Raw genomic sequence first — 15,651 nt, forward strand, 5'->3', positions numbered from 1 at the left:
ATATTGCCCTTTAGTTCCCGCATCCGCATTTGCCGCCCACTTCTGGAGATTGAATGCCGTGGGCCGCCCCTGGATCAAAAGCCTCTCCTATTGCAGTGATTCCACCCGTAATGCCTGAAAACACGTTGGATGCAGTTCTTCCAACAGCCACCTCTCCAGCCCCAGCTGCAAATGCTTCTCCACTCATCAACGGAGCCATTGCGCCTAACGTCATTCCAAAGCCTAAACCATCGTTCCATTCCTTCTTACATAACGGATTAGCCGCGTTGTTAAGCATATTGCCTCCCACAGTAGCTATGCCACCGGTAGCCGCCCCCAATCCTACGGTTGTTCCTGTAGCTGCGAACATTCCGGCAATTCCTCCACCTGCCCAAGTGGCTGCTGCTGCCGACAACTGCGGAGCAATGAACCCCACAGCCCCACCTACCACTCCACCTACCACTGCGCCTCTCCAGCCGCCGGCTTCATAACCAGCAATCCCACCGGCAACCGCTCCAATAGCAGCGGTGATGAATTCTTTGCCTTGAGGATCTTTATAAGAAACTGGATTACCTCCAGCATAGGCGTAAAAGTTATTTTGACCACCGCCGAATTCCAACGGATCTTCGCTTACAAAGCGTGCCATGGTCGGGCTGTAATATCGCGCCCGATAGTAGTAGAGGCCGGTACCGTCGTTTTCCCGCCCGGTGTATTGGTAAGGATTAGTCGCGCCACCTGTATTGGTAACGTTACCGTAGGGATCGTATTGGTAGGTCTGCGTGATTACCGCGCTGACGTTGGTCAGCGCAATGGTGCTGCCCAACGCATCGGTGAGGAAGTAATTGCGAGTTGAGCCTTCGTTTCGGGCGAAGCGCTCGTCCACGCCCAAGCCAGTGAGAATTGGGTTGACCGTGGCGCCCTGCGTCTCCTGCACCGTATTGAGGCCATCGTAGAGTAAGGTGGTGGTGACGCCATTGAGGGTCTTGCTGATTCTGCGCCCTAGCGCATCGTAGCCAAAACTGGCTAGGACCGTGCTGCCCTGCTTAATCTGGGTCAGCTGGTTACGCGCATTCCAAACGTAGGTCTTGGCACCGTCACCGGTGAGGTTGCCGTCCTTGTCGTAGGTTTGCGCTAGACCATTGAACGCGGTCTGCCGATTGTTGAGATCGAATGTGCTGTTCGCCGTGGTCGCTGCGGGCAGTTGGTCCGATGCGAGGCTGCCGGTCTGGCTGACCCGCTGGCCGGCTGTGTTATAGCCGTAGGTGAGGATGCCCAGCGTGGTGCCCGTCTTGGAATAGCTGATGCCTGTGAGCTGGTTAGCGTTGTCGTAGCTGTAACTGGCGACGATACCATTGGGCAGCGTGAGCGTCTGTCGGCGGTTGGCAGCGTCGTAAGTGAAGCCGACGGTATCGCTACCCTGACTGAGTGTCTGCAGCCGATCGCCAGCGTCGTAGGTGTAGTTGACGACGGCCTGGCTGGCTGCCGTCATACTCTGGCGCTGGCCATTGGCGTAATAGGTGTAGACCACGCTGCCCTGCGGGGAAGTTTCGCCAGTGAGTCGATCCAAATCGTCGTAGCTGTGGGTGACGGTGCCGTTGGCCGAATCGGTCAGCAGCGTCAGCCGGTTGCCCGCGTCGTAAGTGGTCGCGGTAACGGTGCTACCGTCAGCATAAGCGAGCGATGTGAAACGCCCCAGCGCATCACGCGGGGCGTAAGTCATGGTCTGGCTCTTGCGATCCTTGTAGGTCAGCAAATTACCGACAGTGTCGTAGGTCCAAGACTCGGATTGGTTTAAGGCGTCGGTGCGCTGCTTTACCCGGTAGACCGAGTCGTATTGGTATGCAATGGTGCCGTTCGGCAGCGCCACTGAAACAACATGGCCTTCGTTGTCGTAGGTAAACGTGGTCACGTTCCCGCGTTGGTCGGTGGTCGTCTTCAGCCGGCCGTTACTATCGTAATTGCGCTGCGCCGTGCGGCCCATGGGATCAGTGACCGCCATCACCCGGCCCAGCCCGTCAGTGGCGATGGTGGCTGTGCGACCCAACGCGTCAGTAAGCGTATGCAGATCATTACCTACGTAGCCTAATTCCGTCTGGTGCTCAAGCGGATCGGTGATTAAAGTGGTCTGGCCCTGTTCATTGCACTGAGCCGTGAAAGTCTGGTTCAGGGCATCCGTAACACCTGTCAGGCAATCGTTCGAATATGAAAAGCGCGTGGTGCGGCTGAGCTCATCGGTCACACTGACAATCTGACTATCGCCAGTCCAAGTGAAGGACTGCGATACCGCGTCCGCTGTGCCGGCCAACTTAGTGACAGTGAGTGGGTTGCCGTTACTGTCGTAGGTAAAAGTGGTCTTGCGGCCCAGCGGGTCGATCGTTGAATCCATCAAGCCGCTGGCTTCGCGCACGTATGTGGTGGTCTGCGCCAGCGACGTGCCCGCCGCAGACGTGTCCGACGACGGATAACCAGATACTGGGTCGAACAGAACCTTGCGCACGTGGCCCAGTGGATCAGTGACGTCGGTTTCACCGCTGCCATAGGCGAACTGCCAAGTGCCGCCGTCCGCCAGCACCTGCTTGCTCACTTGGCTGCCGCAGTAGGTGTTGGTCATCACCGTCTGGTTGTTGCGGTCGGTAACGCTCGTCAACGTGCTGGGTAGCGGTGCTGCGCATGTGCCGGGGCTACCGAACGGTGCGGTGAAATCCTCGTTGTAGTGGTAGTTGGTTGCGGTGCCGTCGGGATAGGTCACCTTGTCTAGGAAATACAGCGTGGCATTGGTCGTGGTGGCGCCGCCAGGACCCCACGTGCCCGCCTTAAAGCTGGTCTTGTGATAGGTGTAACTCCAAGTGCGACCAGTGTTGTCAGCGATCTGCGAGACATTGTTGTCGCTGTTGTAGGTAAAACTGAGGTAGCGGCCGCTGGGCGAGACGATCTGGGCAATGAGGCCACCGTTGCGGATGATCTGCACTCGGTTGTCGTAACGATCGCGGATTTCATAGAGGCCTGATGAGACGCTCATGTAATACCGCGTGCCGTTCGGCATGCGCAGGACGTAGCACTCGCTACGGTCCAATGAATCACACAGTGTCGTGTTCAGAGGAGAGTCCAGCGTGGCTCCCACATAGCCGGCCACATTGCCGCTGTAAACCCAGCTGCCATCGCCACCTGGGTTGGAAGTGATCTGAGTAAATGGTCCCAGCTTGTTTCCATCAGGCAGTCGAACTCCGATGTTATCCCATGCTCCAGCCGTGGAATTGACCGTAAACATGTCGTAATTCGAGCGCCAACCGCCGAAACTACGGGTGTCGCTGAGGGTCGCTGAATCGATCAAAGCGGAGTTGCCGATCGCGTGCCACTGTCGTGTCAAGCTGATCGGGATAACATCATCGATAGCGATATCGGTGTGATTCTCGACCAGCGTGCCGCTGAGCAAGTCCACTGGATCACCACAGCAAGGGCCGCCTGGCTTGGCCGGATTGGGATCACCCAAGTGTGAGTTGTCTATGCTCCAACTGCCCGAAGTCAGGGCGGCCAATCGCACGCCTGCCTCGGCCTTTAGCTGGGTGCCATCCGAGGTGATCTGGCCTTTGCCATACGTCTGCCAGCCGCTATCGGGACTGTAGGCGATGAAGCTGGCTGGATAGCCGGCAGGCACATGGCCATAGTTCGGATACGTCAGTGTGATCCCCTGCGGCTGATCGGCGCGCACGTTCTGCACAGCGGCGCCGCCCGGCTGCAAGCTGAAATACACTGCAAAGTTAACTGGCGTTGGATAGGGCGCGCGATCGGTCGGCATCGGCACGATGGCGAACTCGGTGACCACTTTACCGTTGTGGTCGCGGATCACGGTGCCCGCAGGAATATGCACTTCCAACCCCGGCATGTCGGGGTGTGTGACCACCATGTCCTGCGTGGTGGGCGACGGCAGCTCGATGCGATCGCGGTCGAGAATGCGCGGCAAATACATCCGGTAGGGCAGTTTCGTTTCGCCGTCGGCAGCGACATCCACGCCGACCTCGAACTGGCCGTAGCGGTGCATGCTGTCACTGGCTGAGGTGCCATCGACAAAGAGCGATTGATGGCCGGCCGGCACGCCGCTGAGGAGGAAATTGCCCCGGGCATCGGTGGTGGCGCTCGCCTTGCCCACCGTCACTTTCACCTGCGCGATGGGGTGACCATCAATCAGGCGTATCTGTCCGCTCAGTTTCAAACCAGTACCGGACTGGATCAGCGCTCGGCGCTTGACCTTGGCCCACGCGCTTTTTTCCATGGCACGCGCAGCGATTTCCGTCGATGGCATATCGGACACATTGATGCGCCAATGGCCGCTGTCCGGGCCACCTGCGTTGTCCTGCCCCGGATACCAGGCGCCATCTTGAAAGTAACTCTTGTCGCGGCACAACCGGAGGCCCGCGGCCTTGTTCTGTGGGCAGGGACTCGATGCCAACGACTTGCCCGTGGCATCCACTCCAGTGGCGCGGTAAAGCGTGACTGCGGCTGTGTGGCTTGCCGCGTTGGCGGCCGAGGAATTCGGCAAACTCCCACCAGCCGCGCTGTCGGACGCCGTCGTCGCCCTCGTTCCATCGGCGTCGGCCGAGGCCGTGAGCGCCGCCGTGGTGAAGCCGAATGAGGTAAATGGCAGACGTTGCCGTTGAGCATTGCGGATCCCGTTCAGCGCCACGGTGTAACGCGTGCCGGGCAGCAACTCTTCGTGTGGAATGACGAAGACGAGACGTCCTTGCACGCCCGTCGCTGTCGCCACCACGGGGCCAGCCGGACCGATCAGAGAGACGGTGGCGCCAGAGACAGACGTGGCATCGAGCGGCGTGCTGAACCGAAGGGCGACCAGTGCGTCAGCCGCCACCTGAGTGCTATTCGCCTGGGGCGAAGAAGCCGTCAAGATCAGCCCACCCGGATCTTTCAACGCTTGCGTCCGGATGGCGAAGGTCGCGGTTTTGGGATCGAAACTCTGGGTGCCTGGAATGGGACGGTGTCCTTCGCCGCTGCCACCCCAGAGTAACACCGTGCCATCATCCTGCACGGCAGAGGCCTGGCCGAAGCGCGGACTCAGGGGCGTGCCCAAATCGCTACGGATATTTGTGCGCGGATTCCAAAGGGTGGCTTGTTCCAAGTCGCGATGCTCGCTATTCCACGCCCCGGTGAGCAGAACCTGACCGTCACTGAGAACAGTCAAGGTTTGGCCTACCCCGGCGGGAAGAGCGAGATCGCTCGCTGGCGAAAACTGTTTGGTCGCGGGATCAAACCAGAGGCCCGCATTGAACAAGCGTCCCTGGGCATCAGCGCCGCCCCAGATCAATATGCGGGCATCCGGAAGCACGACGACTGCGGCACCGATGCGGCGCTCGGGTAAGGCAAGCCCCTGCTTGGCAGCCGGGCCGCGCAGAGCCACCCGATCTGCATTCAGGATAAGTTGCCGGCCATCGGGCAGCGGCAATGCAGACACCGCCTGTTGCGCCAGTGCCGCCAAGTCCTGTTGTGTGAACACCTTGTCGGCGCTCTCGTATTTTTGCGCCTGCAACAGAGAGCCAGCGCTCAACCCTAGAAGGATCAACACGCCCAAGACCGCGATGTGGAAACGTTCCCTGATTCTCGCCATCGTCATGTTCCCCAATACTTTTACATTGCATGGTGTTCGAACGGTGAAATGGATGTCGCAACAAAAAGGCGAGCGCGCTATTGCAACAAGACCGTCATCGAGACTGGCACGCCGTAATAACCATCGAAAATGAGGTTATAGGTGCCGGTGGTCGGAAGATTTGACAGCGTCACCTTATTGCCGCTGACTCCACCACTCGTCCATTGCGTTCCATCCGGACGGATGATCCAGAAGTTCAGATTTTGGCCGCTGGGTGTGGTCACAACGTTGCTGAGCGTGGCCGTCAGTGTCTGCCCGGCCGTGCCGCTGAGGCTCAAGCGCTCGGTTTGTCCCGGCCTGGGAAGATTGATCGCCAGCGGGTTTCCAGCAATCAGGGAGGCCGCCACATCACGCGTGAGAGTCAATGTGCCATTGAAGGATTCATTGGCTGTGCAATCGGTGATTGTGCCCGTGTAGGTCCCGGCGACCAGGTTCCACAGAGACAGATGCGCGGATCCCCCGACATTTGAAGTGGACCACGACACACTGCCCACCGTGTTGTTTTGAGGGTCATAGACATACACATTGACGCAGCCCGAGGACGCCCCGTTCACCGCCAAGCCGCTCAATCCTAGTTCCAGGTTGTCGCCCGCTGCCGCAGTGAAGGCAAAATAGGCGTTCTGTCCCGCTGCCGTGCTGATCGCCTGCGAGGCACCATCCACCGTCAACGGCCCGCCTGCTTGCGGCAAAAGGCTCACCTGCGCCGTGGCGGGCAACCCGTAGTCCGGACTGACAATGACGGTATACGTCCCGGTTACCGACAGATTCGGCAGATTGCCCAAGGTTGCTGAGGCGGAATCCGAATAGAAGTATTGCGAGCCATCGGGTTTCAAAACCTTGAACGTGATGGCCTTGCCCGAAGGCGTGGTGACAGGGTTGTTCAGCGCAACCGCGAGCGTTTGCCCCATCATTCCCGTAAAGCTCAATCGCGCCGATTGCCCAGCCCGCGCGAGGTTAAGCGACTGCGGACTGCCCAAGGCCAAGACGCCTGTCAGATCCCGCGTCAATGTCACCATGCCGCTGTATGCAGTAGCCCCTCCGCAGCCGTTGAAAACAATCGTGTAAGCACCGCCGGCCAGATTTCCCAGCGAAATATGTGCTGACGCTCCGGGACTGGAGGTAGACCACGTAGTGCTATTGATGTTGCTGTTCGTGGTGTTATAGACATTGACCCCGACGCAGGAAGAGCCATTCACTGTCAGGCCGCTCAACCCCAACTCCAAGTTATCCCCCGACGCAGCGGTAAAGGCGAAGTAGCCATTCTGTCCCGCGACGGTAGTGGCCACCGATTGCGAGGGGCCATCTACCGTCAAGGTGCCGCCCACCTGGGCCAGCAGGCTAACTTCGAACGAGGCAGGTAGCCCATAGTCGGGGCTGACGACGATGGTGTAGACCCCCGTAACCGGAAGGTTAGGCAGATTGAAAGTGCTGGCCGTCGTTGAATCGGTCCTGATATAGGACGTGCCGTCGGGTTTGAAGACCTGAAAGGTGACATATTGGCTCGATGGTGTCGTGGCGAGGTTGCTCAACGCCACGGCCAGCGTCTGCCCAGCGGTTCCGGCAAAGCTCAAGCGCACCGTCTGACCCGGACGCGCTGCGTTAAATGAAAGCGTTTGACCCGTCGCAAGCGATCCAGTGATGTCCCGTGTCAGGGTGACGGTGCCGGTAGAGAGACAACCGGATAGCACGACGGAATACGAGCCGGAAACAAGTCCCCAAAGGTGCGTATTCGCACTGCTTCCAGGACTCACCCTAGACCAGCTTCCTCCCGTGACGTAGTTGCTATTCGAATCGTAGACCGCGAAATTCACGCTGGTGCAAGAAGTCGTGGTAGTCGTCAACGCGCTCAGTCCAAGCTCCAGGTTGTCGCCCGTGGCGGCGGTGAACAAGAAATAGGCATTCTGTCCAACGAAAGCACTGAATGACTCGGAGGGGCCGTCGACAATGAGCGTGCCACCCGCATTGGGCGCCAGGAGAAGTTGCAACGAGGCGAGCAAACCGTAGTCTGGTCTTACTAGCACCGTATAAGTGCCGGCTGTGAGTAGATCGGGCAAATTGATCGCGCTATCAGCGGAGAATTCCGCACTGTTGAACAGAGTCGTGCCGTCGGGCCGCAATACACTGATGGCAACATTCTTCCCGGCAGGGATCGTTGCAATATGGCTGATGCCGAGAGCCACTGTGTCGCCGGCATTGCCTGTAAAGCCGAGGCGCAACGATTGCCCGGGTCGAGTCAGGTTGAACGCCTGCGACTGACCACTCACCAGCGTGCCAGTGATATCGCGCGTGAGTGTCATTTGATAATTCAGTGTGGCCGCGGCTGTTTCGCTCCTCACCGTGACCGCATAGGTTCCTGCAACGAGATTGGCAAGTGCCAATTGACAAGAGCTGGCGGGATTGCTTACCGCGCACCAGAGATTCGAAGCAACTATGTTTCCCGAAGGATCGTAAACATAGACATCGGAATAATTTCCACTTGGGCTCATCGCCAATCCGCTGAGCGCAAGTTCCAGGTTATCGCCGGCCGCGGCCTTGAATTCGTAGAACGCATTCACCCCAGGCGGAACCGTTGTGTTTACTGTCGGCCCATCGATCGTCAACGCCGCACCCGGCTCTTGCTGATACGTCACGCTGACGTTTTCGGCCGCACTGGGCGTTGGCGACACGATGGCTTGATAGGTGTTTCCGGTAATCAGAAAAGGAACATTGATTGGAAAGTTTGAAGCACTTGAAGAGGTATACAGAACCTCGACGCCATAATCAGTCCGAATCGACACATTGACGCTTTTACCCGCCGGATTGGTGACGACCGCAGAAAAGGCGAGATCAACTCCCGGGCTGGCCTGGAAGATGTAGCGCTTCGATTGGTTGGCGACAACTGCGCTCTGTGACGTAGGTGTGTTCGCATTGAGCGCGAGTTTTGGATTGGCCTCCAAGCCCAAGGTTAAGCTAGTTGTAGGTGACGACGAACTGGGTTCGAGATAGAGGCTATAGGTTCCAGGCTTGGTCAGTCTGGGCAAATGCAGCGATGGAGACGATGCCGACAAAGTACCGCTCGCCACGAGACCATTGCGCGGATCGTAAACATAATAGGCAACATAGCTGACGCCGGTCAGAGCATTGAGCTGAAAACTCAGCCAGTTGTGGTCAGTCGTATCTCCAGCATCGAACAACAAGACACCATTCTTCGACGGAGGAATGGTCAGGGCCTGCGTGCTGTTGACGTCGATGCGTCCAGCGGCACCAATCGTTGTGGCTCCGATCGCGGTGGGCACCACGATCACGTCCGTGGCGCTGCTGGCTAGACCGAAAGGCGTCTTGACCGTGACGCGACCAGAGCCCACCGTTTGCGGCGCCACGAACGAGATCGCTATATCGTTCATCGACGCAGTGGCGACGGCCTGTCCACTAAGGGCCACGCTAGTCTGTTCCGGCACGGGATCGAGGTATTGCCCTGCGATGGTGACGTTTGCCCCTGGCGCCACTATTGCCGGCGTAACAGAAGCGATTACCGGCGGAGCGCCATTCGCATCAACGACGAAGGCTTCAGCACTAGCGGCTGTGTTGCTGCCCACGGTGACCGTGACTGAGCCTGTCGTAGCACCCATTGGCACAGTCGTCACCAACGTATTTGCCGTAGCCGAAACGATCGAGGCGACTACGCCGTTGAAGGTCACGGTGTCGTTGGCAGCAACGGCGCTGAATCCCTGCCCCGAAATCGCTACCGACGTTCCTATGGGGCCATGGTTTGGGGTAAAGCCGAAAATGCTGAGCTGACCGGCGGGAATTGTGGCTATCTGTTTCAGGTTGCCTAGGTCGTCGTAGACATACCGCGCACTGGTGCCGTCGTTACGCGTGATGACGACAAGCTGACCATTACTGTCGTAGTAATACGTCGCGGCTTGGACAATCCCAATGCCCCATAGCAGGGACAGCAGTGCCACTAGACACTGTCGCCCGAAGCGGCGGCGATGGAAACGATCGGAAGGCAAAGGTGCATCCGCACTTGCACGCGCGTCCTGATCACGATCCATATGCATCAGTTGTCCCCTTACATCCTTGTCGCAAAGCTACAGGTAGAAACGGTCCATGCCACCAGCTACGCCCGACAGGTCGCATTCTCTCCCAAAAGTAAGCAAACTTGTCAAGATGGACATCATGGTTCGCCGGCACTACGCGAATCACGTCACAAAACATAGGCCGCCAAGGATGCACAACGGATGTTGCGACGACTGCCGAAATTTCTATTGATGGGGATAGTTGGTTTACTGGGTGCCGGCTCGGTATGGACATGGGTGACCCACAGCCACCCTACATCGCCACCCAAAGAGGCCGCGTTGACGGCACTGGGCCGACAGCTTTTCTTCGATTCGCACCTGAGCGCGGATGGCCAGACCAGCTGTTCGAGTTGCCATCAGCCAGAGCATGCTTTCAGCGATGGCCGCATCGTATCGCGCGGCGCTTTTGGCCATCTGGGCACACGCAACACACCTAGCCTATTGACCGTCACAGCCGAGTCCTCACTTTTCTGGGATGGGCGACGGCAGCGTCTGGAAGATTCGGTGATCGATCCTTTCGAGCATCCGCTAGAGCTGGCGTTGAAGGATGATGCAGCACTGCAAGCTTTATTGCAGACGCCTTCTTACCGGGAGGCTTTTGTGCGCGCCTTCGGCACGAAGGATTCCGCCCCGACGCGCGAACAGATCGCCCTGGCCTTGGCGGCATTCGTGCGTTCGCTGCCGCATCCAGACACCGCTTTCGATCGCGATCAGGTTCATCACGATCCTACCGTGCTCTCCCGCGAAGCTAGAGAGGGACTGCGTCTGTTCACCGGCAAGGCGGGATGCGCCGCCTGCCATCATTTACAAGGATCGCCCACCCGCTTCACGGACGATGAGTTCCATGCAACAGGCACCGGTCTGCAGACGATTGGAAGCCGACTGCCGCAACTCTCGACAGAAGTCGCGCAGCAGTCGACAGATGCCACCTTCATTGGTCGCGCCGTGGCCGCCCGCGCGGACTGGGCGGCGATGGGCCGCTTCGTCGTGACGCATCAGCCTGGCGACATGGGTTTGTTTCGCACTCCGTCGCTGCGTTATGTCGCCGACACAGCACCCTACATGCACGACGGTAGCGTGCCGACACTTGAAGCAGCGGTGGATCAGGAAATCTACTGGCGTGGATTGACCAGCGGCAAGCCGCTGTCGTTGACGGTCAGCGAACGCACCAACCTCATCGCGTTTTTACGTGCACTCTCGCCTTTGGAGCCTGCCTCGAAACTCATGGCACCAAAGAAAGGCGCCTATGTCAAAGCGCCCTGACGGTCAGGGTGCTTGGATGGCGCGCACACGCAATTCGGCACCGGCGGCTTTCACGGCGGCCTGCACCTTCATGGCGGCCGCGGGCTCACCGACATAAAGAATGGTGAGCCCTTGCATGCTGTGCGCCGGCAAGGTTCTGAACGCTTCGTCGATTACCTCGACGACTTTGTTCGAATCCGAACCTGTGAACGCCAGCATGTTGCCCGGTAAAACTGTGTGGCCGAGCATGCCGCGGATAGCCATGGTCTCACCCCCACGCTGCTGCATGGCATCCGCGGAATCACCTGCCGGAACGACGAAAGCATACGGGTGCAAGTTCGGATCGTGTGTCTCGACCAGAATCGCCTTGCTCAAGAAGGCGCGCCAAGCAACAGCATCATTCGGATTGGATGGTGACACCAGCGCTTCTTGTTTCGCTATCGAAGTGTTCGTTGTCTCTGGATTGTCGTGATGGCCGCATCCAGTCAGTAACATCACGGTCAAAGCCATTCCCATTGCTGTTCGTAATGCGCGCATGCCGTGTCCTCCATTTGGGAGTCCAAAGGATACTCAATGAAGGATCAATCCTGGAACACTTTGCTTTCAACGAATAAACGTGACGATATATGCCCCCTCTTGAGGCGAATCTTACGGCGCACGGCAGGTGCCATTATCACGGACAGGCTCAGAATGCTGACAAGCGACGGTGGACTGCTGCCGGTTTCACAGACACCGAGTTTAGGTGTGTGGACTTCCCCCTGGATCGTAAGCACTTCCCGCCTATGATTTGAGCATAGGAGGAGGTCCCATGAGCACCCAACGTTTTACCCCGGAATTTAAAGAAGAAGCCGTTCGGCAGGTCATTGACCGCAAGTATTCGGTTGCGGAAGTTTCCGCACGCTTGGGCGTGTCGGCACACAGCCTCTATAAGTGGGTCAAGGCCGTCGCCCCGGACAACACGGAGAAGCAGGCCACCGAGCTACTCGAGGCCAGAAGCGAGTTGCTGCGCTTGCGTGCGCAGCTGCGCCGCGCCGAGGAGGAGCGCGACATCCTAAAAAAGGCCGCACGGTACTTTGCTCGGGAGCCCGAGTGAAGTACCGCTTCATCAACGATCACCGGCACGAGTTTCGGATCGCCACGATGTGCCGGGTGCTGCGCGTGACGCGTGGCGGCTTCTATCAGTGGGTGCATAAGCCGATGTCGGATCGAGCCATCGAGGACCAGCGCCTGCTGGGCGTCATCCGTGATTCGTATGTCGCCAGTGGCGGGGTCTACGGTGCGCGCCGCGTGTTTGGCGATCTGCGCGAAGTGGGCGAGACCTGTGGCAAACATCGGGTCGAGAAGATCATGCATCAACACAAAATCAAGGCAATTCGTGGCTATAAGGCGCCGCGCCGCATCGTGGGGCGGCCCTCGATCGTCGCGCCCAATCGGCTGGAGCGAAAGTTTACAGTCGACATGCCGGACTAGGCTTGGGTGACGGACATCACCTACTTGCGCACGTGGCAAGGCTGGCTGTATCTGGCCGTCGTCATCGATCTGCACTCGCGCAAAGTCGTAGGCTGGTCGATGAAACCGACCTTGGCGCGCGAGTTGGCGCTCGATGCGCTGCTGATGGCGTTGTGGCGGCGCAAGCCATCGGGGCCCGTGATCGTGCACTCCGATCAGGGTTCACAGTACGGCAGTGATGATTGGCAGCGCTTCTGCTGTTCTCATGACCTACAGCCAAGCATGAGTCGACGAACGAATCGGACTCGTTTGGCTCCTTTCGCTAAGGCGACCACTTTCTCGATCGACCGAATCGACTTTCCTCTAATCGCCATAAGCATCTCCCCTTTTCCCGCGACCTATAGCACGAGACTGCCAAGGCGTTGTGGCCGACTTGTTGCCTCAATCCCAAAGAAAAAGGCCTGCATCACTGCAGGCCTTTGTTTTTACTGGTGCCGGCACCCGGATTCGAACTGGGGACCTACTGATTACAAATCAGTTGCTCTACCAACTGAGCTATGCCGGCGAAGGTCGGGGATTCTAGCAGGGCCGCCGCGGCGTGTGCTCAAAAACACCCGGTGCTGTGTGAACCGATGCCGCTGGTGCGGACCAGGCTGTGCCAGTCGAAGTGGCTGCTGTCGGCGACGACCATGTCCAGCCAGTATTCGGGCACGCTTTCGCTGCGCTCGCTCATGCGGGCGGGAAAGCCGGCGGCAGCGACTTCGTCGCGGCGCTTGCGCGCATTGGCTGGATCCTTGAACAGGCCCAACGAAATGGTGTTGGACTGATCACCCGAGCTGACCACGAAGTAGTCGCCGACATGATGCTGGTCGAGGCGCCGCGCCTCGACCAATGCCTGCGCCCGACTGGCCGCCGCTGGCAGGTAGACCCACCAACCACTGGTCTGACTGGCCTGCTCCTGGCGCGAACGCATGCGCGTGGCTTGCGCAGACAACACCTGGCGTGCGCTGCGCAGATCCTGCGGGGTGGCGAACGGCCCCAGCGCAAGGCAGCTGTAACTCGGACTGGGTGATGGCGCGCTCGCCACCGGGTTCGTCGCGATGACCGATGCCGGCGGGGTCGGCTGGACTTCCGGCGGCTCCGACTCCGATAGCAGACGCAGTTCTGCCACACCCGGGTCGCTGGAGATGCCCCCATGGGCATAGGGCTGACCCAGCAGCAGCCACGCTCCCACCGCGATATTGAGTGCGGTCAGGAGCACAAACAGCAGACGCAGAAACATCGAATCCCCTTCACTGACTGCAAGCGCCATTCTATCCGGCGAGTGAGGTTTTCACCTGTGCATTGGCCCACACCGCCAGGCCGCGCAATACGGTGTCACTGCCCAGCTGTGCCGGTAACGACAGCAGTGGCAGCAGCTGTTCGGCATCGCCACCGCCGAGGATGAGGGTGGGTGTGGTGCCGAGTCGCGCAGCCATGCGCGTGGTGAAGCGCTCGACCAGCGCGGCGGCGGCCTGCCAGCAACCTGAGGCGACGGCATCGGCGGTGTTGTCGGCCAGCTCCAGGATTTCACCCGGCCGTTCCGGTCGCACGCGCGCCGTAGCGTCCAGCAACGATCGCTGCATCAATAGCGGCCCCGGCGAAATCAGGCCGCCGAGGTGTTGGCCGTCCTCTGCCAGCGCATCGAGCGTGAGCGCGGTGCCGACGCCTGCCAACACGCAAGGTGCGTGGCCGTCGGCAAACGCCGCGACCATGGCCAGAAAGCGATCCACGCCCAACCTGGATGGCTCGGCATAGGCATTGCGTATGCCGCAAGCGCTGGCCGGTGTACGCAGCCAGCTTGGCGAGCAGGCGAACAGGCATTCGGTGATGGCAGTCACCTGCGCCTCGCGCCCGGCATCGACGACCGAGGCCGCCATCACGTGGTCTGGCCGTGGCAACCCGTTCAAGGCTGACTCCAGGGCGGTGGCCATGTCGTCCCCCCAGTCAACGGCGCCGCGCGCCAGCCATCCCGACGGCTGTGCCTGCAGCGCCCACTTCAAGCGGGTGTTGCCCATGTCGAGCAGCAGCCTCATGCGCGACGCACCGTGACATCGGCACTGTCGATCTGGCGCACGTGACCGTCGGCCATGCGCACCAGCAATGCACCGCGGGCATCGACGCCCGCGCCGATGCCTTCGAAAGTGCCAAGCGCGCCGCTCAACTGCAGGCGCCGGTCGCGCAGCAGGTCGTAGCGCGCATAGTCGGCGACAAAGCCGGCGAAACCTTCTTGCTCGAATTGCCGCAAGCCCCCGGCCAGCGCCGCAATCAGCGCCGCCGCGACGCGGTTGCGATCCGGTGGCGAATCTCCGGTCAGCGCGGCCAGATCACACGCTGGCTGGCCGGCCTGCTTGTGCAACGCCGGGGTCATCCGCAAGTTGAGGCCGATGCCGATGATGGCCGCACACGGCCCCTGGTATTCGCCGCTCAGCTCGACCAGGATCCCAGCGAGTTTGCCGGCTGGCTGTCCACCGGCGACGGCAAGCACGTCGTTCGGCCATTTCAGGCCGGCTCCGTCGATGCCGAGATCGCCCAGCGCCCGCAGCACGATGACGCCGATGGCCAGCGAGAGGCCGCTCAACGCGGCAAAACCCGGTTCGAAACGCTTGAGGCAGGACAAATACAGGTTCATCCCCGGCGGCGACAGCCACTCGCGACCGCGCCGACCACGGCCGGCGCTCTGGGTTTCGGCCAGGATCACGCTCAGATCCTTGGCGGCATTACCTCGGCGCTGCAGCTCACTGGAGGTGGAATCCAGTTCCCAATGCACTTCCAGCGCCCCCAGCGAATGCGCCACCGGCGCCGGCAGGGCCGCGCGGATCTGTCCGACGTCCAGCATCTGCAGTGGCCAGGGCAGCCGATATCCGGCCACCCCGCGCGCCTCGATCGGCACACCGCGGCTGCGCAGGACCTCGATCTGTTTCCAGATCGCCGCGCGAGTCACTCCGGCCTGAGCGGCGAGGCCGGCACCGGACAAGGATTCACCCGTGGCAAGCAGCGCCAGCAATTGCATCGGTTGCATCAGCGGACCTCGGCCACAGCGGTAACCATGGGCCAGCAGCGGCGTGAAAGCGGGATTCCAGGCATTTTTGACATCGGCGGATTCTAGCCCGGGCGGCTTGGCGAGGCATGCACCGCGATTCCGCGTCCACCAGCCAAATGGCAGCACTGGCATGGCGGCGGGGTTTCTGAGACGATCCGGGTCTTCGCTTGCGGGTCAGGGAGTTC

At 60.0% G+C, this 15,651-nt stretch carries 7 protein-coding genes, 1 tRNA gene and 1 pseudogene; 2 read left to right on the forward strand and 7 right to left on the reverse strand.

Features of this window, described 5'->3' with window-relative positions:
* Positions 1-10: 10 nt before the first annotated feature.
* Complete coding sequence (locus tag ACPPVV_RS16225; RefSeq protein WP_426700906.1) at positions 11-5,596, reverse strand: RHS repeat-associated core domain-containing protein; 5,586 nt, start codon at positions 5,594-5,596, stop codon at positions 11-13.
* A gap of 77 nt (positions 5,597-5,673) precedes the next feature.
* Positions 5,674-9,675 (reverse strand): beta strand repeat-containing protein, encoded by a 4,002-nt coding sequence (locus ACPPVV_RS16230; protein ID WP_426700907.1) that lies wholly within the window; start codon positions 9,673-9,675, stop codon positions 5,674-5,676.
* Between the two features lie 180 nt (positions 9,676-9,855).
* Between ACPPVV_RS16230 and ACPPVV_RS16235 the strand changes: the two genes are divergently transcribed.
* Positions 9,856-10,956 (forward strand): cytochrome-c peroxidase, encoded by a 1,101-nt coding sequence (locus ACPPVV_RS16235; RefSeq protein WP_426700908.1) that lies wholly within the window; start codon positions 9,856-9,858, stop codon positions 10,954-10,956.
* 3 nt (positions 10,957-10,959) lie between these two features.
* Here ACPPVV_RS16235 and ACPPVV_RS16240 read toward each other — a convergent pair whose 3' ends face one another.
* Entirely contained in the window at positions 10,960-11,472 is a 513-nt protein-coding gene (locus ACPPVV_RS16240; RefSeq protein WP_426700909.1) for a hypothetical protein, read from the reverse strand.
* 271 nt (positions 11,473-11,743) lie between these two features.
* On the opposite strand from ACPPVV_RS16240, the pseudogene ACPPVV_RS16245 reads away from it, so the two are divergent.
* A pseudogene (locus tag ACPPVV_RS16245) lies at positions 11,744-12,684 on the forward strand (IS3 family transposase); the annotation flags it as partial.
* A 189-nt stretch (positions 12,685-12,873) separates the two neighbouring features.
* On the opposite strand, the gene ACPPVV_RS16250 reads toward ACPPVV_RS16245, so the two are convergent.
* From ACPPVV_RS16250 to ACPPVV_RS16265, 4 genes are all read right to left on the reverse strand, one after another.
* Positions 12,874-12,949 (reverse strand) — tRNA-Thr (locus ACPPVV_RS16250).
* 39 nt (positions 12,950-12,988) lie between these two features.
* Positions 12,989-13,666 carry an SPOR domain-containing protein gene (locus ACPPVV_RS16255; protein WP_426700910.1) on the reverse strand — a complete coding sequence of 226 codons (678 nt, stop codon included), beginning with the start codon at positions 13,664-13,666 and terminating at the stop codon, positions 12,989-12,991.
* Positions 13,667-13,697: 31 nt separating this feature from the next.
* Positions 13,698-14,459, reverse strand: a complete 762-nt coding sequence (locus ACPPVV_RS16260) for a type III pantothenate kinase (protein ID WP_426700911.1) — start codon at positions 14,457-14,459, stop codon at positions 13,698-13,700.
* The gene (locus ACPPVV_RS16265) at positions 14,456-15,445 is read right to left on the reverse strand and encodes a biotin--[acetyl-CoA-carboxylase] ligase (protein ID WP_426700912.1); all 990 of its coding nucleotides are present in this window, start codon (positions 15,443-15,445) and stop codon (positions 14,456-14,458) included. Before ACPPVV_RS16265 ends, ACPPVV_RS16260 begins: the two co-directional genes overlap by 4 nt.
* Positions 15,446-15,651: the final 206 nt, after the last annotated feature.

It is taken from the genome of Rhodanobacter sp. Col0626 (assembly GCF_049994385.1).
Lineage (GTDB): Bacteria > Pseudomonadota > Gammaproteobacteria > Xanthomonadales > Rhodanobacteraceae > Rhodanobacter.

Excerpts from the sequence above, each read along its gene's own strand:
- ACPPVV_RS16225 (WP_426700906.1), bottom strand. The coding sequence starts at position 5,596 with ATGGCGAGAATCAGGGAACGTTTCCACATCGCGGTCTTGGGCGTGTTG.
- ACPPVV_RS16230 (WP_426700907.1), bottom strand. The coding sequence starts at position 9,675 with ATGCATATGGATCGTGATCAGGACGCGCGTGCAAGTGCGGATGCACCT.
- ACPPVV_RS16235 (WP_426700908.1), top strand. The coding sequence starts at position 9,856 with ATGTTGCGACGACTGCCGAAATTTCTATTGATGGGGATAGTTGGTTTA.
- ACPPVV_RS16240 (WP_426700909.1), bottom strand. The coding sequence starts at position 11,472 with ATGCGCGCATTACGAACAGCAATGGGAATGGCTTTGACCGTGATGTTA.
- ACPPVV_RS16255 (WP_426700910.1), bottom strand. The coding sequence starts at position 13,666 with ATGTTTCTGCGTCTGCTGTTTGTGCTCCTGACCGCACTCAATATCGCG.
- ACPPVV_RS16260 (WP_426700911.1), bottom strand. The coding sequence starts at position 14,459 with ATGAGGCTGCTGCTCGACATGGGCAACACCCGCTTGAAGTGGGCGCTG.
- ACPPVV_RS16265 (WP_426700912.1), bottom strand. The coding sequence starts at position 15,445 with ATGCAACCGATGCAATTGCTGGCGCTGCTTGCCACGGGTGAATCCTTG.